Annotated in this window: 17 protein-coding genes; 8 read left to right on the top strand and 9 right to left on the bottom strand. The window is 66.5% G+C overall.

Going from position 1 to position 18,715, the window contains the following annotated elements:
- Positions 1 to 124 precede the first annotated feature (124 nt).
- From ACH438_RS35005 to ACH438_RS34975, 7 genes are read right to left on the bottom strand one after another with little or no spacing between them, the layout of a single operon-like run.
- On the bottom strand, positions 125 to 1,621 hold the full coding sequence (locus tag ACH438_RS35005) for an MFS transporter (protein ID WP_397013236.1): 1,497 nt from the start codon (positions 1,619 to 1,621) through the stop codon (positions 125 to 127).
- Positions 1,618 to 3,717 (bottom strand): AMP-binding protein, encoded by a 2,100-nt coding sequence (locus ACH438_RS35000; protein WP_397013234.1) that lies wholly within the window; start codon positions 3,715 to 3,717, stop codon positions 1,618 to 1,620. The genes ACH438_RS35005 and ACH438_RS35000 overlap by 4 nt, the downstream gene beginning before the upstream one ends.
- Positions 3,710 to 4,234, bottom strand: a complete 525-nt coding sequence (locus tag ACH438_RS34995; protein WP_397013232.1) for a hypothetical protein — start codon at positions 4,232 to 4,234, stop codon at positions 3,710 to 3,712. The genes ACH438_RS35000 and ACH438_RS34995 overlap by 8 nt, the downstream gene beginning before the upstream one ends.
- Positions 4,231 to 5,403 carry a beta-ketoacyl synthase N-terminal-like domain-containing protein gene (locus tag ACH438_RS34990; protein ID WP_397013230.1) on the bottom strand — a complete coding sequence of 391 codons (1,173 nt, stop codon included), beginning with the start codon at positions 5,401 to 5,403 and terminating at the stop codon, positions 4,231 to 4,233. The genes ACH438_RS34995 and ACH438_RS34990 overlap by 4 nt, the downstream gene beginning before the upstream one ends.
- Positions 5,403 to 5,651, bottom strand: a complete 249-nt coding sequence (locus ACH438_RS34985; protein ID WP_397013228.1) for an acyl carrier protein — start codon at positions 5,649 to 5,651, stop codon at positions 5,403 to 5,405. Before ACH438_RS34985 ends, ACH438_RS34990 begins: the two co-directional genes overlap by 1 nt.
- Before the next feature lie 11 nt (positions 5,652 to 5,662).
- Complete coding sequence (locus ACH438_RS34980) at positions 5,663 to 6,712, bottom strand: UbiA family prenyltransferase (RefSeq protein ID WP_397013226.1); 1,050 nt, start codon at positions 6,710 to 6,712, stop codon at positions 5,663 to 5,665.
- The gene (locus tag ACH438_RS34975; protein WP_397013224.1) at positions 6,712 to 7,941 is read right to left on the bottom strand and encodes a cytochrome P450; all 1,230 of its coding nucleotides are present in this window, start codon (positions 7,939 to 7,941) and stop codon (positions 6,712 to 6,714) included. Before ACH438_RS34975 ends, ACH438_RS34980 begins: the two co-directional genes overlap by 1 nt.
- A gap of 167 nt (positions 7,942 to 8,108) precedes the next feature.
- Here ACH438_RS34975 and ACH438_RS34970 point away from each other — a divergent pair, with 167 nt between their 5' ends.
- A complete protein-coding gene (locus tag ACH438_RS34970) occupies positions 8,109 to 9,281 on the top strand; it encodes an acyl-CoA dehydrogenase family protein (protein WP_397013222.1) in 1,173 nt (390 codons plus the stop codon).
- 23 nt (positions 9,282 to 9,304) lie between these two features.
- Positions 9,305 to 10,675: an FAD-dependent oxidoreductase gene (locus ACH438_RS34965; protein WP_397013220.1), complete on the top strand. Its 1,371-nt coding sequence runs from the start codon at positions 9,305 to 9,307 to the stop codon at positions 10,673 to 10,675.
- Positions 10,676 to 10,747: 72 nt separating this feature from the next.
- Here ACH438_RS34965 and ACH438_RS34960 read toward each other — a convergent pair whose 3' ends face one another.
- Positions 10,748 to 11,287: an RNA polymerase sigma factor gene (locus tag ACH438_RS34960; RefSeq protein WP_397013218.1), complete on the bottom strand. Its 540-nt coding sequence runs from the start codon at positions 11,285 to 11,287 to the stop codon at positions 10,748 to 10,750.
- A 432-nt stretch (positions 11,288 to 11,719) separates the two neighbouring features.
- Here ACH438_RS34960 and ACH438_RS34955 point away from each other — a divergent pair, with 432 nt between their 5' ends.
- The 3 genes from ACH438_RS34955 to ACH438_RS34945 are packed head-to-tail and all read left to right on the top strand — an operon-like array spanning position 11,720 to position 15,065.
- The gene (locus ACH438_RS34955) at positions 11,720 to 12,592 is read left to right on the top strand and encodes a helix-turn-helix domain-containing protein (RefSeq protein ID WP_397013216.1); all 873 of its coding nucleotides are present in this window, start codon (positions 11,720 to 11,722) and stop codon (positions 12,590 to 12,592) included.
- 5 nt (positions 12,593 to 12,597) lie between these two features.
- Positions 12,598 to 13,257, top strand: coding sequence for a class I SAM-dependent methyltransferase (locus ACH438_RS34950; protein WP_397013267.1), 660 nt, complete (start codon positions 12,598 to 12,600; stop codon positions 13,255 to 13,257).
- A gap of 50 nt (positions 13,258 to 13,307) precedes the next feature.
- A complete protein-coding gene (locus ACH438_RS34945; RefSeq protein ID WP_397013214.1) occupies positions 13,308 to 15,065 on the top strand; it encodes an aldehyde dehydrogenase family protein in 1,758 nt (585 codons plus the stop codon).
- A gap of 12 nt (positions 15,066 to 15,077) precedes the next feature.
- On the opposite strand, the gene ACH438_RS34940 is transcribed toward ACH438_RS34945, so the two are convergent.
- Positions 15,078 to 15,545 (bottom strand): acyl-CoA thioesterase, encoded by a 468-nt coding sequence (locus ACH438_RS34940; protein ID WP_397013212.1) that lies wholly within the window; start codon positions 15,543 to 15,545, stop codon positions 15,078 to 15,080.
- A gap of 243 nt (positions 15,546 to 15,788) precedes the next feature.
- Between ACH438_RS34940 and ACH438_RS34935 the strand changes: the two genes are divergently transcribed.
- The 3 genes from ACH438_RS34935 to ACH438_RS34925 are packed head-to-tail and all read left to right on the top strand — an operon-like array spanning position 15,789 to position 18,714.
- On the top strand, positions 15,789 to 16,034 hold the full coding sequence (locus ACH438_RS34935) for an acyl carrier protein (RefSeq protein ID WP_397013210.1): 246 nt from the start codon (positions 15,789 to 15,791) through the stop codon (positions 16,032 to 16,034).
- Positions 16,031 to 17,584 carry a class I adenylate-forming enzyme family protein gene (locus tag ACH438_RS34930; RefSeq protein ID WP_397013208.1) on the top strand — a complete coding sequence of 518 codons (1,554 nt, stop codon included), beginning with the start codon at positions 16,031 to 16,033 and terminating at the stop codon, positions 17,582 to 17,584. The genes ACH438_RS34935 and ACH438_RS34930 overlap by 4 nt, the downstream gene beginning before the upstream one ends.
- On the top strand, positions 17,581 to 18,714 hold the full coding sequence (locus tag ACH438_RS34925; protein WP_397013206.1) for a beta-ketoacyl synthase N-terminal-like domain-containing protein: 1,134 nt from the start codon (positions 17,581 to 17,583) through the stop codon (positions 18,712 to 18,714). The genes ACH438_RS34930 and ACH438_RS34925 overlap by 4 nt, the downstream gene beginning before the upstream one ends.
- The last annotated feature ends 1 nt before the right edge of the window (position 18,715 follow it).

Genomic DNA, 18,715 nt, shown 5'->3' with positions numbered 1-18,715 from the left:
ATCGCCGCCGCCCTGGCCGCCGCACCGGCACGCCCGCAGCACAACAAGAACATCCCGCTGTAAATCACTACACGGCAACAAAAGCGGGCAGCCTCTCCGGAGACTGCCCGCTTTGCGTCAGGATCTACGGCTCGTACCGGAACATGGTCTCGCGGCCGGTGGCCAGCCAGACCAGCAGACCGACCACGATCGTGGCCGCGCCGAAAAGCACCACGCGATCCCATGCGGTGACGAACGCGTCGTCGAGGTGCGCCGACACCTCCACCGGGAGATGCGCGCCACCGGCCGCGCGCTCGCGCAACTCGTCGAAGCCGGCGCCGAAGTGATCCTTCATGGTCTGGAAGAACAGGGTGCCGGAGAAGGCGATGCCTGCGGCGACTCCCAGCTCCTGGAGGCTGTTACCGGTGCCGGAGGCCATCCCGGTTGTCTCCTCGGGCACCAGCGCGGCGGTGCCTTCGGCCCGTAGCGGATTGAAGACGCCCATCCCGAAGCCGGCGACGATGAAACCGGGAATCAATGTGGTCCAGGAACTTCCGGTATCCAGCAGGGCCAGCAGAGCGAGCCCCGCCGCCAGCGCCACCAGCGATACGGTGATCGCGTGGGTCCGGCCGATCTTCGCCTGGATCGCCATGGCGGCGGCGCTGCCGACGAAAAGCGCCACGGTCAGCACCATCAACCGCAACCCGGTCTGCACCGGGCTCAGACCGTGGACGATCTCGAAGTACAGCACCGAAATGAGAACCAGTGGGAACACCGCCATGTTCACCAGCAGGGTGATCAGATTGATACCGACGAAGGTGCGATTGCGGAACAGTGCGAGATCGATCAATTCGTACGCGGGAAACCGCTGCAGGCCGACGAATACGCCGCCCGCGACGATGGCCACCGTGATGCCTGCCACGATGCGGCCATCGCCGAGCCCCATGTCGTACCCGTGTGTGAGCACGAAAACCAGTGCGAACAAGCAGATTCCGAGCACGACCGCAGACAGGGTGCGCCCGCCCAGGGCCCGCCCGGACCGGCCGAGGCTGCGGCAACCGTACAGTGCGAGCACCGTGCACAACATGGCGGGCAGATTGACCCAGAAGATCCATTGCCAGCTGATGGCCATCAGCGCGCCGCCGATCAACGGACCACCCGCCAGGGCGATCCCGGACGCCCCGCCGAAAATGCCGAAACCGACCAGCCGGCGTTCCTTCGGAAAATTGTGCACGACCAATACCGGCACCGACGCCAGCAATGCCGCCGCACCGATCCCCTGCACGGATCTCGCAAAGATCAACAGCCCCACTGAATCCGACAGGGCCGCCATCATCGATGCGAGGGCGAAGATTCCGGCGCCGGTATACATGACGGCGCGTGGCCCGAAACGGTCGGCGAAGACACCGCTGAGCAACAGCGCCGCCGCCATGCTGGTGGCGTACGCGTCCAGAATCCATTGCATGCCACTGAAGGTCGCGCCCAGATCGCGCTGGAACGGGCCGAATGCGACATTGATCGCCGTCAGATCCAGGATCAGGAAGAACGTTGCGGCCCCGATGGCCAGCGCCACCGGCACAATACTCTTGGGTTGCGCGAGCCGGGCTGCGAACTCCTCGGTCGGCGACGATGATGTGGTCACGCGATCTCCTCGTTGTCAGATATAGCAGGGGTTACGGCGGCGATCAGATCCAAGGCGCGCAGCGGATCGGTCAAAGGCAGGTAGTGACCACCGGACTCGACTCGAATGTGGTTGTGGCACATCGTTATCGGATCGGCGCCACGATTCATCGAATCATCGGCGGGCGATACCTCCGCAGCGCTGGGAAAAGTGGCGAGATGTTTACCCAGCCGGTCGAGCCAGCCCGCCGCGGCGGACAGGCTGGAATCGACACGGCGCCGCGCGCGATCCAGCGCCCGCGGCTGGCCGGTGAATCTCGCGGCCAGCATCCGATCGGTCTCCCTTGCGAGAGCGGCGAATTCGGCCGCGGTCGGATGGGCGGGCGGCGGGCAGAAGGTCACCGCCGTACGACCCCGTACGGCGTCGGGCCGCACGGCCGCGGCCGCGGCCAGAATCGCGGCGCCGAGGCTGTGGCCGACGAGTCGATCGCCCGGGTCGGTCTCGGCGTGCAGATAGTCGGCGATCGTCTCGATCAGCTCGTCGAGATCCGTGACGGCACTCGGATCGATCTCGACGGCCGATACCGCGCATTTCGCTGCGGATGCCAGGCCCTGATAGAAGTCCGCGCTCGCACCGGCACACGGCAGCAGCACGATCGCCGGACCAGGCCCGGCGCGCAGACTACGCCAGCGCACTGTCGACCCGACCCGGCGTGCGAGCATGCCCGCAGCAGCGCGGCGGTCGAGTTTTCCGGTGGCGGTCAACGGCAGGGCGGTGAGCGTCGTGACGGTGTCCGGCGCCAGATGGGACCGGCCCGCCAATCTCGCTCGCAGCTCCTTGCCGAGCTGGATGGGGGAGCGTCCCGCATTCGGATCCACCACGCCGAGTACGAGTTTCGCTGCCGGTGTGCCGGGCACATCGACCTCGGCGGCGACCGATTCCACCCCGAGCACCTCCCACGCCGCGGCCTCCAACTCCACGGGGGAACAGAGCACGCCACCGCGATTGAGCAGGAAGTCGGCGCGGCCGACAATGGTCAGCCGCTCTCCGTCGGCGTGCACCGCGTCGCCGGACACGAAGGTGCCTCCGGTCAGCTTGGGTCGATCCGCCGGCGGCGCATGCAGATACGGTCTCGCGACCATCGGCCCGGTCACGGCAAGCACCTGGCCCGCAGGCGTGGTGGCGACCCCGAGACTCATCCCGTCGACCGCGACGAAACCGTCCGCCGCCGACCGGCGGGTCGCCACGATGTGCAAGATCTCGGTCGCGCCGTAACCGTCGATCATCGACAGCCGCAGGCGCTTTTCCAGTCCGGCCCGCAGATCGTCCGGCAATGGCTCGCCCGCCGACACCGCCGTCGTGACAGTGCCCAGTGCACCGGTGCCGGTGGTACGCAATTTTCTGGCTATCCCGGCCCAGACCCGCGGAGACAGGGCAGCAATGGTAACCGATTCGCGGTCGATGACGCCCATCATCGCCTCGGTCCTGGCCGGATCGGACCACAGCACCGCCGCCGCGCCGGTCAGTATGGGGATCAGGACCGTATTGCCGAACCCATATCCGAAGCTGATGTCGGCGGCGGTCAGAATGCGGGCGGTCCGGTCGGCTCCGTACAGGGTCGCCACACCACGCGCGAAACCTGCGACGCCGGAACGGTTGTGGCCCACCACCTTCGGCTCACCGGTGCTACCTGACGTCAGTTGACCGAACAACAGCCGGTCGGCCCCGGTGCCGGGATCGGGGCGTGGTCCGGCTCCGGCAATCGCGTCGAGCTCGAAGCCTGTTGCGGGCTGGACCAGAACATGGGACGCGCCGATTCGGCGGGCCGTGGTGTCGAGGACAGGTCGTGGCGTCGAGGACCGCCCGACCACGGGTACCGCGCCGAGCAACCACAGGCCTGCGAGGGTGGCGAGCCACAGCAGCGACGTCTCGACCGCGCACACGACCACATCGCCCGCTCGGGCACCGGCAGCGGTCAGGTGGGCCTGCCGGGACTCGGCGAGTTCGGTGAAGTGGCGCACGGTGATTCGCCGCCCGAACTCGTCGACATACAGGAGATCGCCGGGATCCGCCGCGGGGCCGGGCACTCCCCAGAAGCGCTGGGCCAGATCAGTCATCGGAAAACACCGCGCGGCCATAGCGCTCTTCTCTCGAGTGCCCGAGGACGGCCGTCGCCACCGCGACGACCCGATCACCGTGCCTGCTGCTGAACCCGGCCACCATCACCTCAGCGCGGCCGCTGTCCAGGTAGTAGTCGATCAACCAGCGGTGGAGCTCGGTCCACGGCCCGAAAACCGACACGCTCGGCCCGGTCCAGCCGAATCGCGTACTCACCACGGCCGCATCGGCGTTCGCGCCGCTGAGCGGGCCCACGGCGGCGACCACCCGTTTCCTCGGATGCCCGAGCCGTTCGAGCACCCGCAGGTAGGCATCGCTGCCCGAACTCGACGACGACCACAGCACGCCGACGCGCCGGGCGCCCGGATCGGCCGCGGTGAGCGGCACGCCGGCCGGTACCGCGGTGACGGCGCGGACGCACGCCTCGGCTTCGGTGATGTCCGGCCCGCCCTCGTGGACGACCCACGAGCCGTGATCACCGAACGGCAGTGCTCCGCGGATATCGCTCGTGGTCATGGCCGCCCCAATACGACCGCGGACACCGATCCGCCGAAACCGAACGACGTCGACAACACCCTCGGTCCTCCCGCCGGGGATGCTCCGAACGCCCCGGGCGTCAATGGCACCCGGATTCGTTCCAGGGCCGCCACGACAGGATCGATCGTCCGAGTCGCGGCATTCGGCGGCACGATCCCTTCGACCAGGGACGTGCACGCCACGGCTGCCTCGATGACCCCGGCCGCACCCTGACAGTGCCCGGTCATGCCTTTGAGCGATACACACGGAAGCGGTTGCGTGCGTTCACCGAACAACCGGTCGTATATCCGTGCTTCCAGCGCGTCATTGGCCCTGGTGCCGGTGCCGTGGGCGCACACCCAGCCGAGATCGTCGATCCGGCAACGGGATTCGTCCAAGGCCTGGCCGATCGCCGCCGTCAGGCCGATGCCATCGGGTGACGGCGCGGCGATGTCGTAACCATCCGACGCCTCGCCGTAACCGAGCACACGCGCCACCGGCTCCTGGGCCCAGCGCTGCGACTCGAGCACCAGTACGCCCCAGCCCTCGCCCGGCAGCATCCCGGAGCGATGTTCGTCGAACGGCCGCACCACACCGTCGCGCGCGAGCCCGCCCAGCGCGGTGAACAGGGTGAGAACCTCCAGTGAGATCATCTCCGCACCCAGGCAGACCACGAAATCGGCCCGGCCCGATGTGACAAGGCCGCGCCCGATACCGATCGCCGTGGTGCCCGCCGCACAACCGGATCCGATGCCGAGCACATCCGCCGCATCATCGAGCAACGCCGACACCGTGGCGACATCGGCAGCCAGGGCCTCGGAGATCGCCTCGCCCGCGGCGTCCGCTCCGAGCCGATCGTATTGCGGTCGCGAACCCATGACGGTGGAGACCAGGACAACGGGCCGGCCCCGCCGAGCGTCGCGGGCGGCCGCGCGGATTCTGGGGAGGATAGGCCCGAGTGCGGCCGCGACGATGTCCGCGTAGCGGGTCTCGTATCCGATGCGGTTGTCCGACACAGTGAATGCGCGGTAGTCGGCATCGGATCCGACGCCTGGAATCGTCGCTGCCTCCGGCACCGTCAGTGCCATCAGACCGCGCCACAGGGCAGCCAGATCCGGCGCGGCCGCCGTAGCGGTCTCGGTGTAGGTGATGAGTGCATTGCCAGACATCAATGCACCTTCGCCGCAGCCATTTTCGACTCGATCAGCGAGCGCATCTGCGCGAGCGTCGCGATGGGCGCCGCCTCGTCATCGGTGATGACGAGGTCGTACTTCTCCTCGAAATGGCCATATATCTCGATCAGGTCCAACGAGGAGATACCGAGGTCGTCATGCAGGGCGTCGTGGTCGTCGACATCACCCGCCTGTAGTCCGCTCGCCTTCGCCACGACCGTGCGCAGTTCGTCATCCAAGGTCATATACCTGACTCCTACAATCGGGCGGCACTCGCCGCCGGAAGGCCCGCGGGCACGCCGCGTGCCAGGCTCGAAATGCGGACCAGCACGGTCCACGAAAAGTGCCGATGCCAATGGCCGAACCGCGACAATGCGACCCAGGCGAGCACGCACCCGGCGACGACCGCCACATAGTCCGCGGTACCGACGATCGCCATCGCGGTCAGCACGACATTGCCCAGACTCACCAGATACATGAACTCGCGCACCGCAACGAAATCCGCCATCGTCCGGCTGCGATGTGCGAACAGCACGACGGCCGACTCCAGAGGTATCACCCCGAGCACAACCGGCGCCCATGCCGAATCCGCAGCCACCGCAATCACTCCCGCGGCGGCGAGCTGTATCGCCAGCAGTGCGACGGCATTACGGCCCGCGCCGGACGACATGACCTGCACCCACGGTGAGCGATAGCCGATCAGCCGGTCCCCGACGATATCGGTGAGATCCTTCGCGCCGGCAATCGCCAGCGACGAGGTGCCGAGCAGCACGACGCCGGCCACCAGCGCCACCAAATGCCGGCCCGTCACTGCCGTATCGCCGGCAATGGCGCCGGTGACCATCGGCAGCACCGTGGTGGCGCTGAGCAGCAACAGTGCGAATCGGGGGCGGCGCTTGGCGAAACGCCCTATCGAATAACCGATTCCGATGGCGATATTGATCGTGAGCACCGCCGCCAAGGCGACCCGCTGCTGAGTCACGGTGAGCGCCAACGCTATCGACCAGGCCGAGACCGCCACCCACAGTGCGATGGCGAGCCGTCGCAATGTCCGGACACCGAACGTCAGGGCCATGCGGGTGCGTTCTGGTTGATTCACCCGGTCGGCCGGCAGATCCGCCAGTCGATTCAGCCACTCCACCGCGACACAGAACAACAGCCAGTACCCCAGCCACCACGGCAACATCCGGGCGGTCAGCCCGCCCGCCACGGCGGTCCCGGCCAGAAATCCCGCGCAGTACAGCACGCTGAACCGTGGTGATCCGACCCGGGCGAGCCGGACCACCCGCCTCGCGAAGACGGCCATCAATGGCCTGCCTCACCGAGAACCGTTGCCAGCGTTGCCGGTCCGCGCAGGCCCATGCCCGGCCGATAAGCGATCGGCTCCTCCACAGCGAGTGATTCGAACTGCTCGAGGGACTTCGACAGGAACGTGGTGAGCATGGAATTCGCCAGCGCCGAACCGAGACAGTGGTGGATGCCCAAGCCGTAGGACAACGACTTGACCTCCGTGCGATCGACCAGGAACTGGTCACCGTCTTCGACGGCCTCCCGGTTCGCCGAGGCGAGCAGGACCATCACGGCATCACCCTCGGTGATCGCGTGGCCGCCGATCTCGATGTCGGCCAGCGCAATCCGGCCGGCCTCATGGGCGGGCGGCTCGTATCGGAGGACCTCCGCCACCGCGGAATCGACCAGCGAACGGTTCTCCCGCAGCAGCCGGTACTGATCCGGATTACGCGAGAAGCAGATCATCATATTGCCGAGGGTGTTCGAGGTGGTCTCCTGCCCCGCCACAGTGATCAGCAGGCAGGTCGCCGCGACCTCGTCCAGACTGAGCCGGCCCGAATCGTCGCTCACCGCGGCCAGGCTGCTGATCAATCCACCCGTCGCGCGCGTGCGCGCCAGACTGCGGAAGTACTCCAGCGACTCGTCGATCGCGGTCTGACGCTGCTGCGCGACCTCTTTGGGGATCGCGAAGTTGATGTCCAGTACTCCTGCCACCAAACGCGACCAGCGTGTGAACTTCGCCTTGTCGGCATCGGGGATGCCGAGAATCTCCGCGAGCACCTCGATCGGAAACGGCTCGGCCACCTCGCTGACGAAATCGGTTGCCGTCCGCGCGATGCCGACCGCCCGCTCGGCCGCCGCGGCCACGACGGCCGCCATCGTCCCGGTCGTGCTCCGCGTGAACGCATTGGCCACCAGACCCCGCAGACGAGTGTGTTCCGGTGGGTCGGTGAGCATGAAAGGCCGTGCGTCTCCGTCGATTCCGAGCCCGAGAAACGGCGGCATATCGTCGCCTATCATCGCGGTCAACTGATCGAAGAAGGTCGAATTGGCGAAGTCCTTACCGAAATCCCGGCTCCGCAGCACCTGATCACACGTCGCGTAATCGGCAACGATCCACGCACCCAGCGGCGAACGATGGATCGGCAGTGTCGCACGCAGCTCGGCATACACCGGATACGGATCGGACTTGAACCCGGCGTCGAACGGGTTCAGGGCTAGAGCAAGATCTGTGGGCTGGTTCACGTTTCCGATTCCTACCGACGTCCCGGATGCTGACATCAGGGCAGATCACCCGGGTGTGGTACCGGATACAACTTCCGCGGGAGTTTTGTGAACCGACCGCCGCGTATCCGCAAACCCTCCTGCGCGCTCGGTAATGCGAGACCGGACGGTGAGTGAGGTGCGAGGCAGTGGAACCCCAGCAAATGAGCGTGGACCAGGCAAAGACCGTTCGTCGATTCGTGAAGGAACGGCTGAGCGGTGATCATGCACAACTCGACGTACTGACCGACGAACCCGCCGAGCTCTACGCAGCGTTCCGTGCCACCGGGCTGGCCAACTGGTGGCTCCCAACGGAACTGGGCGGGCGCGGTATCGGTTTGGAAGACAGCGTCGGCATAGTGGACGAGCTCGCGTACGGCGATGCCGGGGTCGCCTTCACCCTGTTCATCTCCATACTCGGCACCAGCATCGTGCAGCTGTTCGGCACCCCGGAACTGCAGCGTACCTATCTCGCACCGATGGCCGCCGGCGGCACTTGCTGCGCCACCCTCGGCAGCGAACGCGAGGCCGGCAGCGAACTCGGCCGCATCGACACCGTGGCGGTCCGTGATGGTGACGAACTGGTGCTGACGGGAGAGAAATTCTTCTCCACCAACAGCGATTTCGCCGACTTCCTCATCGTCATCGCCCGCTCGGCCGAGGACCCGGAGGACTATCCGGCGGTGCTGGTGCCACGCGCCGCCCCCGGCGTGGACGTGGTCAAACGCTGGGACGTCGTCGGCCTCCGCGCCTCCCACACCTATCAGGTGCGCCTGACCGACGTCCGAGTGCCCGCCGCCCACCGGTTGGCCGGATCCGGGCTGCGACTACTGGAAATCGGGCTGAATGCGAGCCGAATCCTCATCGCCGCCACCGCGATCGGGATCTCACGCCGCATCCGCGACCACCTCATGACCTACGCCAAACAGAAACCACTACGCGGCGAAACATTGCTCGACAGTCCGGTATTCGCACAGCGGCTCGGTCAGATCGAGATGCAGATCGAGGTGATGCGCAGCCATTGCCTGCGCGCGGCGCGCGAATACGACCGGATCATGACCGGACCCGACGCCGCCGCGGTATTCACCAAACAGGGCACGCTCAAGAACGCGTTGACCGCGAAGATTTTCTGTGGCCAAACCGGCTGGGACATTGCCGGCGTGGGCTCACAGCTGTTCGGCGGACTCGGCTACACCAACGAACTTCCCATCGCGAAGCTACTGCGCGACATCCGGTACGTCTCCATCGTCGAGGGCGGCGACGAGGTGCTGAGAGACCTCGTATACAGCCGTTACGTCATTCCCGTGCCCCGGCGCGCCTGATCCAGATTTCGAAAGGACCACCGATGACCGATACACGCCCACTGCGGGTCGGGATAGTGGGCGCCGGCCCCGCCGGCATCTACGCGGCCGACGCGCTGATGAAATCCGATGTCCCGGTGAGCATCGACCTGTTCGAACGAATGCCCGCCCCGTTCGGACTGATCCGATACGGCGTGGCGCCCGACCATCCGCGCATCAAGGGCATAATTACCGCGCTGCACAAGGTCCTCGACAAGCCGCAGGTCCGGCTCTTCGGCAATGTCGACTACGGCACCGACATCGATCTGGAGATCCTGCGGCGCTTCTACGATGCGGTGATCTTCTCGACCGGTGCCGACACCGATCGTGTGCTGCCGATCCCGGGCATCGACCTGGATGGATGTTTCGGTGCGGCTGACTTCGTCTCCTGGTATGACGGGCACCCGGACGTGCCGCGTAGCTGGCCGCTCACCGCGGAGAAGGTCGCCGTACTCGGAGTTGGCAATGTCGCCCTGGACGTGGCGCGAATCCTGGCAAAGACTGCCGACGAGCTGCTCCCCACCGAAATCCCGCCCAATGTCCACACCGGTCTTCGGGCGAACCGGGCCGTCGAAGTACACGTCTTCGGGCGCCGCGGACCCGCACAGGCCAAATTCACGCCACTCGAACTCCGCGAACTCGACCATTCACCCACCATCGAGGTGATCGTGGATCCCGCAGACATCGACTACGACGCAGGATCGGAAGACGCGCGACGGAATTCGAAGCAGATCGATATGGTGTGTAACACCCTCGAACAGTGGGCAATTCGTGATGCCGGGGCGCGCCCGCACAAACTGTTCCTCCATTTCTTCGAATCGCCCACTGAAATCCTGGGCGACAACGGGGCAGTGGTGGGCCTGCGCACCGAACGCACCGAATTGGATGGGACCGGAAACACGAAGAGCATCGGAGTCTTCCAGGATTGGGATATTCAGGCGATCTACCGGGCCGTCGGCTATCGGTCGCGTGATGTCCCGCTGCTCCCGTTCGACCCGGTTACCGGCACGGTACCGAACGAAGCCGGCCGCATCCTCGTCGACGACTGCGCGGCAGGCCAGGCGAATCGGTATCTATCCGCCACGTACGTGACCGGATGGATCAAACGAGGACCGGTGGGTCTCATCGGTCACACCAAGGGCGACGCCAACGAAACCGTCGCCTGTTTGCTGGACGACGCCGCCGGATTCACGCCCGCCGCGGAACCGCAGCCCGCCGCGATCACCCGATGGCTGGCCGATCAGGGAATCCCCTTCACGACCTGGGCCGGCTGGTACCGTCTCGACGCCTACGAACGTGCCCTCGGCGCACCTCAGGATCGCGAACGGGTCAAAGTCGTCGAACGTCACGAGATGCTCGCGGCCAGCGAGCCGTAGCGCCCGTTGCGGGCAGGTGGCCGGAATCGGGGTGTGCGAGTACGTCAGCACCGCACACCCCGATCTCGGGGCTCAGGCAACCCAGATCAGGGACGAATCGGGCAACAATCCGCGCAGCCGGACCAGCGCCCGCCCGCGCAGCGGTCCGATGGAACCCCGCGGCAGGCCCAGTTGCACGCTGACCGAGTCGTAGTTCGGTGCATTATCGGAAACCAGCAGGCCGAGCAGCCGCTGATCCCGCTCCGGCAGGCGACGGAAGGCCTCCCGCACCTCCTCGCCGGCGACCCGCCGGAACACCTGATGGACCGTCGCCTCGCTCTCGTGGTCCGCGACCTCCAGCGTGGTGCTGTCACCGATCGGAATATCGCGCGTACTGCGTTTGATCTGCTTCAGGCACTCCCGGCGCGTCGTCGTCGCCAGCCAGGCCGTCAGCCGGTCCGGTGACTGCAGATCGGCCAGATGCGTGAATACGTTCGCCCAAGTGGACTGGTAGACGTCGTCGCGGTCATGATTGGCCATGCGGAAGGTACGGGTGATGGCCCGTACCAGCGGGGAATATTCGTCGATCAGCGTGCGCCAGGCGAGGGGGCTGCCCTGGACACAGGCCGCCACCAGCTTTTGTGTACGAAGAACTTCCGCCGGATCGGTACGCGGCGAATCGGCCTTGGATGAATTTCCGGAGTGCGGACTCGGGGCCGTTTTTATTTCGGTGAGACTCATTGATCAGCCTTTTCGATAGCCGTATATGACAAAGCCTCGGTTCGTTCACGAACCGCGTCAACGACTTGCCTATCGAAGGACCGTACGGAGCAATGGTTCACAGATAACCGCAAGCGAAGTCGACGAATAAAGCAAGAAATGCCATGAATTGCAAAAACATTGCAGGAGCCGACTCGGTAGCACAGCGCACCGGCCCCCGCACTCGCCTGCAAAACCGATCTGAACCGGACCTGACCAGCACCGCAACGGTTGCGGTTGTACCGGCGAATGTTGCTGCAACGCCGCTACAACCCTTGTGCAGCGTGCATCGGTTGTACTCGATGCGTGACAGCTACACCAACAACAGTGCTGATCAGCGACCATCCGCAGGACAGCGTCCGGGTCGCCCGGGTGCTGACCTGGCTGCGCAATGCCACCCACGAGGTCGGTATCGGACATGAAGAGATGCATCTCGCGCCGGGCGGCACCACCACCCGATCGACGCCGTCGCTGCGGAGTGCGGTCGGTGTGGCGCAATCGGTGGTGCTGGTCGCGGAGGTGCGCAACAGCACCTGCTCCAATGCCATCAACAATGCGCTCGACGGCCTGGACCGCGGTTGCCTGTCCCGCAAGCCGGTCGGCATCGTGGTGATCGATGAATCCCGCGGGACCCGCGCACTCGACCATCTGCGCCTGGTGATGGCCGGACTCGACGCGGTCGTCATCCCGTATTCGCCGGCCTTCGCCGACGAAGACCTGCACGACGGCACACCCCCGGATCCGGTGCGGCGGTTCACCCACGAATTACGCTGGTTCGGTGAGCGACTCGACACCGTCGGTGGTGAGCCGCGCCCGGCCAAGGAAGAGGATCGCGGCCTGGCCTCCGGCCAGATCGAGGAGTCGATCAGATACATCCGGGACAATTACACCCGCTGCACACTCTCGCTCGACGAGGCCGCCCGCGCCGCGCACATGAGTCGATTCCACTTCTCCCGGACCTTCAAGAAGCACACCGGAACCCGCTACATCGACTACGTGACCGGGCTGCGCATCACCAAGGCGCAGACCCTGCTGCGCGAGACCGCGATTCCGATACACGAGGTCGGGTCCATGGTCGGGTATCAGGACAGTAGCCATTTCCTGCGCGTATTCAAGGCATTCTGTGACCGGACACCGTCAGCATTCCGCGGCTCGGAGCGCCTGAGCGTGGGGGCGTGAACGCGATGCGGGCATCCATGTACGACGCGCTCTACGCCGGGCGTACCCCGATCGGAGCGCAGGCGCCCTGGGACATCGGGCGCCTGCAGCCGGCCTTCGCTGAACTGGTGGCGGCGCAGCGCATTACCGGTGAAATCCTCGACGCCGGCTGCGGTACCGGGGAATTGGCTCTCGAACTGGCCCGGTACGGCCACGCCGTCACCGGCATCGATATCTCGGCCGTCGCTATCGAGCGCGCTCGGGCCGGAGCCGCCGAGACCGGGGTACCGGTCGAATTCGTGGTCGGCGATGCATTGACCCTGTCCGGCTTCGATGACCGTTTCGACACCGTCGTCGACTGCGGGCTTTTCGATGTCTGCCCACCGGCGGAACAGGCCGGATACGTCGCCGCCTTGCATCGTTCCTGCCGGCCCGGAGCTACGGTGTTCATGTTGGAACTCGGCGCGGAAGCCACCCGGGCGGTACTCGCCGGGTTGGTCGAACTGGGCCTGCCCGCACGGGCATTCGAGCACTTGCCGCGCCTGGTGCCCGCAGACCTGACCGCGGCCTTCGCCACCGGATGGCAGACTCTGGCGCTGGCCGAGTCGACGATGATGGTGCGGCTGCCCGGCGTTCGCGAGCAGACGGCCGTCCCGGCCATCTACGCTGAATTCCGCAAGTCGTGAGCCCGCGCAGTTACCTCTGTGGAAACTGGCGGTCGGCAGACGGATCCGAAGTGCCCGGCGCGAGTCTCGCTGAGGCCCTGTCCTATGCCCGTGATGTCGGCACAGATACGTTGCAGAAAAACGGGTTTCATGAGCGCGGGGCGCTGCTCAAGGAGCTGGCACGAGTGGTACGACGGCATGCGGAGGAGCTCGCTGAGCATGCGCTGCACCTGGGGGTGCGCCCGGTCGATGCCGAACTGGAGATTCGGTCCGCGTGCAGTCTGCTGCGGCGCTACGCCGACCTCGGGATGCGGGAACTGCCCGACGGCAATCAGATCTCGCTCGGACCGGCGGAATTTCTGGATCGGTCCGCCACGGTTGCGACTCGGCGAATGGCAGTGCCGGGCACCGGTGCGGCCGTCCACCTGCTCGATGACGAACTGAGCATCCTGTCCTACTTGGACCGCTTCGCGGCGACATTCCTGGCCGGGCGGCCGTGCCTGATCCGGCCGGTGCCGCTGACGGCGTCGTTGCTTACCGCACTGACCGACCGCATCGTGCTCGAACTTCCCGCCGGTGCACTGCAATTCGATTGTGGTGCAGGCAATATCGATTCGCTCCTGACTCCGCGGGAAGTGCTGATATCGGGCGGCACGGGCTCGGGCGGCGTGGCGGTGCTCGGCCCCGGAGCCGAGCCGGGCACTCCAGGATTCGAGTTGTTCGCCGACCATGTCGTGGACTCGATGACACGGTGGACCGGCCGCCCGGGACATGCGGTGCGCCAGATTTTCGCTCCGACCGCACTCGTCCCGGAAGTGGGCGCGGCCCTCGCGGACCGGCTGGCGGACGTCGTCGCCGGGGATCCGCGCGACCCGGATGTCAGCATGGGCCCGCTCCCGAGCGCTGAACACCGGGCCCGGGTGATGGCACAACTCACAGATCTCGTGCGCGACACCCGGATCCGATATGCGGCCCTCGCGCCGAGTGGCGGCGCCTACCTGCTCCCCGTGCTCGTCGAAGCCGATCCGGCCCGGCCCGCACCACCGGAGCTCGGGATCCGTGGACCGGTCGCGGCGCTGCTCGGTTACGGCTCATCGGGTGAACTGGCCGCCGCGCTGGCCCGTGGTTCTCGCCGCACGCGCTGTGTGATCGTCGCGCCCGATCCCGTAGCCGCGCGCCGGCTGGCGTCGGCGGCCGCCCCCTATTCGGCGGTTGTCGCCTTTCCGGATTCGTGCGCGACGCTGCCCGATCGCAGCGACGCCGAGTGCTTGGACCGCGTGCATGCCCAACTGTGCGTCACCACCGTCCAGGCGGCACCTCAGGCGCTGAGCCACGCGACCGGCACGTGGATGCGCGGTGCTGCCCGCACACCGCCGGCGCGGCATCCGCTGGAGATGTGGGCCGATGAGCTACGGCTCGGAGACACTCTCAGCGCGGGACCACGGACGGTCACCCGCGCCGATATCGCCGCGTTCGCCGAACTCACGGGTGACCACTACTACCTGCACACCGACACGGAGGCCGCGGGCCGAAATCCGATGTTCCGCGGGATCATCGCCCACGGCTATCTGGTGCTGTCGCTGGCAGCGGGTCTCGTTACCACCACCGAACCCGGACCTGTACTGGCGAACTACGGCCTGGAGAATCTGCGCTTTCTCGGACCGGTCAGGCCCGGCGACCAAGTCTCGGTACGGCTGACGGCCGTACGGATAACTCCGCGGCCGAACACCACACACAGCGAAGTGTGCTGGGAGGCAGAGGTTTACAACCAGGAGCACGCGGTCGTCGCCCGTTACGACGTACTGACTCTCATGGCCCGCACGCCGTAACCGGCCGGTTCACTACAGGCCGAGCAGTTCCGGGTGAGCGGCACGCGATCGCCACTGCTCGGCCGGATCGGTGACCAAACGGCGCTGCTGCAGGTCGAGCAGGCCACTGACGTGGACGATCTCGGCCACCAGTGTGCCATCGGGGAGCCGGAGCTCGTGGACGACCTTGTAGGTTTTGCCCGTACCCCACACCCATCCGCAGGACACGTCAACCGTTTCCCCGCCGCGCAATTCGTGGTGGTAGCGGATCGTGGTCTCCAAATTCACCGGCCCCATCCCGCCGCCGAGCAGATCGGGAACCGATACGCCCGCCGCGATCACGCAGGCAAATCGAGAATGGTCGGCGTATTGCTGGAGGATGGTGCCACTCACATGCAGCTGTGGATCGATCTCGTAGCTGCGGACATCGAGGCGGACGACGAACGGGGTGACAGTCCGGACATCGGCCGCGACGGGTTCGGCAGCGGTGTTTTCGGTCATCTGACGCCTCCTGATGGGTAGGTCTCGTGCTCGACGGGCATGCGGGATTCACGGTGTATCCAGCAATTCACCCAGGAAATCCGGTACCCGTACAGTGCATCCGTTGCTCCATCGATCGGCATCGGTTGCGGTCGGATCGTGGACGGTTGCGCACTCTTGCCCGGCTGGGAGCAACTCGTTGACGGAGAGGGGCGAAATTCCGGACGCTGTAACGCATTCCACGATCGCTAAGGGGGTTTGCACATGGTCGAGGAGGACATGGCAGTGCTCGGCAAGGTTCGGGAAATCTTGGCTCAGGTCCTGGACATGGACGACAACCAAATCGGATCGCACACCTCGTTCCGCGATGAGCTGGAATTGGATTCGTTGCAGAAAATCGAACTCATCGCTCGTACGGAGCGCGCGTTCGACCGGACGCTGGACCTGCATGAGGTGGCTGTCGCGGACACCCTCGCCGACCTCGTCCCGCTGCTGCGGGGTGCCGCATGAAGGTGGCATCGAACCCCATCGAGCTTCTCGTCGCATGCCACGTGCGGGCCGGCAACGGAGATCGTGTGGCCTGCACCGACCTCGAGCACGGCGCGACGACCTACGGCGAACTCGAGCGGGCCGCGGCCGGCTACGCGGACGCGCTCACCGCGGCCGGGATCGCACCCGGCAGCCGGGTGCTGGTCGTCTCCGACGATTCCATCGCCATGGTCGTGACGATTCTGGGATTGTGGTGGCACGGTTGCATACCCGTCCCGGTCAATCCGATCCTGCGGGACAGCGAAATCGCGTACATCGCCGAGAACTGCAATGTGACCGCGGTCCGGCCGATCGTGGGCCCGGAACGCGCGCATGCTCTCACCCGGTTGATATCCGCGCCCACCGCGCCCGTGGCCGTCATGGGGTGTGCGGACGTGCCGGCATCCGCACACCCCGCGGACTTCGCACCCGATGCCGAACTGCTGGTGCAATACACCTCGGGCAGCACCGGCCATCCGCGCGGAGTACGGCACAGCCTGAACGGTATTCGTGCGGTACTCGACGGCTTCGGCGGCGTCCTGGCGCTTACTCCCGATGATGTCGTGCTGTCCACGGCGAAGCTGTCGTTCGGCTACGGTTTCGGCAATTCGCTGCTGTTCCCGCTGGCCGCCGGCGCCCGCGTGGTGCTGCTGTCCGATCGGCCGGATCCGTTTCTGATGGCGGCGGCGCTGCACCGGCACCGGCCCAGCATCGTGTGTGCGGTGCCCCGCGCGTACGCGGGCCTGCTCGAACTGTATGCCGCCGGGAAGCCGGTCGATCTGTCCTCGGTCCGGCTGGCGGTGTCGGCGGGTGAGCATCTCCCCATCGATCTGGCGCGCCGGCTGATCGAAGCCTTCGGCGTGGGCCTGATCAACGGCCTCGGCGTTACCGAGATCCTGCACATCGTGGTGGCCACCGATCCGGCGGCGACACCGAACGGCTCGGTCGGCCGGGCGGTGCCGGGCATGCGGGTGACGGTTCGTGACGAGACGGGTGCGGTACTGCCCGACGGGATGCAGGGCCGGTTGCATGTCGCCGGCGGTTCGGTGGCCCTGGGCTACCTCGACACGGACTCGACTATGAAGACTTTCGCCGACGGCGGGGTGTACACCGGCGATGTCGGCTGGCGTGATGCGCACGGTGACCTGCACTACCTCTGCCGCGCCGACGATCTGCTCAACCTCGGCGGATTCAAGGTGGCGCCACAGGAGATCGAAGCGGTGCTGCGCGCGACGCCGGGTGTGACCGACTGTGCCGTGGTCGCCCGCCGCGATTCCGATGGCCTCGAACGGGCACTCGCGCACGTGGTGGCGGCGCCGGGGTGGGAAGCGGATGCGGTTCGCACGGCGATCAGGGCGGCGTTCAAAGAGAGCCTGGCACCCTACAAACGCCCATATCGGATCGAGGTGCACGACCGGCTGCCGGTGACGTCGGTCGGAAAGCTGGCTCGCTTCCGGCTGCGCGGTGGCGCCGTATCGAGCGAATCGGTATCGCCGGGCCGGTCGGCGGCGCGTCGCAAGGAATCGGCGTGAGCTGGGATCTCGTTGCCATGAGTGCCATTGCGGGTCTGGGGTCGACACCTGCGGAGATCTATCGCGCGCTGTGCGCGGGCCATAGCAGCATCGCCCCGCTACGCGCCTTCGATGCCGGCCGCTATCGCATCCGGCACGCCTACGAGATCGACGATCGCGCCGAGCCGGGCCGCGATGAACCGTTCCGCGCCACGCGATGGCTCGTGCGCACCGTCGACGACGCACTCCGCGAGGCCGGACTGCGCGATCGTGCCGCGGACATCCCCGTCTTGGTCGGCACGACCCTGCGAGAATCGCGCTCGGGCGAATTGTGGTGGCGCGACGGCATTCCGCTCACTCCGGCCGACCTGCATTTCGCGCAGGCGCTGCGGGATCAGCTGGGGGTGCGCCGCACCGAGACCACCGCGAGCGCCTGTGCGGCGGGTCTGTACGCACTGGGCCTGGGCACCGACCTGATCGAGGCAGGGGTCACCGACACGGTCGTGGTGGCTGCCACCGATGCCATCACCGAAAGCGCCTTCGGCGGACTCGACCGCGTCCAGTACCCGTCCCCGCAGGAGATTCGGCCGTTCGATGTGGACCGGCGGGGCATGGTGATGGGGGAGGGCGCGGTCGCCCTCGTGCTGCGCAAGCACGGCGTGCACGACGGTGCAGTGCACGCCGTCGTGCGTGGGGTCGAAATGAATTGTGATGCAAAGCATCCGACGGTGCCCGATGCGGGGTCGGTGGCGCGGGCGATGCGGCACGCGCACCGGCGCAGCGGAGTCCGGGCGGAGGACGTCGACTTTGTGATCGTGCACGGGAGCGGCACAGCCCACAATGACCTTGCCGAGACACACGCCCTGCACGAAGTATTCGGTGGCGTATCGCCCGGACCGTGGATCACCTCCATCAAATCCGGTGCGGGCCATACCTGTGGCGGTTCCGGACTGCTCAGCCTCACCACCGCGGTGCAGGGGCTTCGGCACGGTGCGGTGCCGCCGATCCGCAAACTGAGCCGGCCGATTCCGGAAGCAGAAGGACTGCGACTTGTCAGCGGCGCACCGGCGACCGGCGCACTACGCACCGCGCAGATCAATGCAATCGGATTGGGCGGAATCAATGCCGTCGCGATCGTGGAGGCGGCGTGAC

This window comes from Nocardia sp. NPDC020380 (assembly GCF_044386975.1).
Taxonomy (GTDB): domain Bacteria; phylum Actinomycetota; class Actinomycetes; order Mycobacteriales; family Mycobacteriaceae; genus Nocardia.
This window is presented reverse-complemented; position numbering and strand designations above follow the sequence as displayed.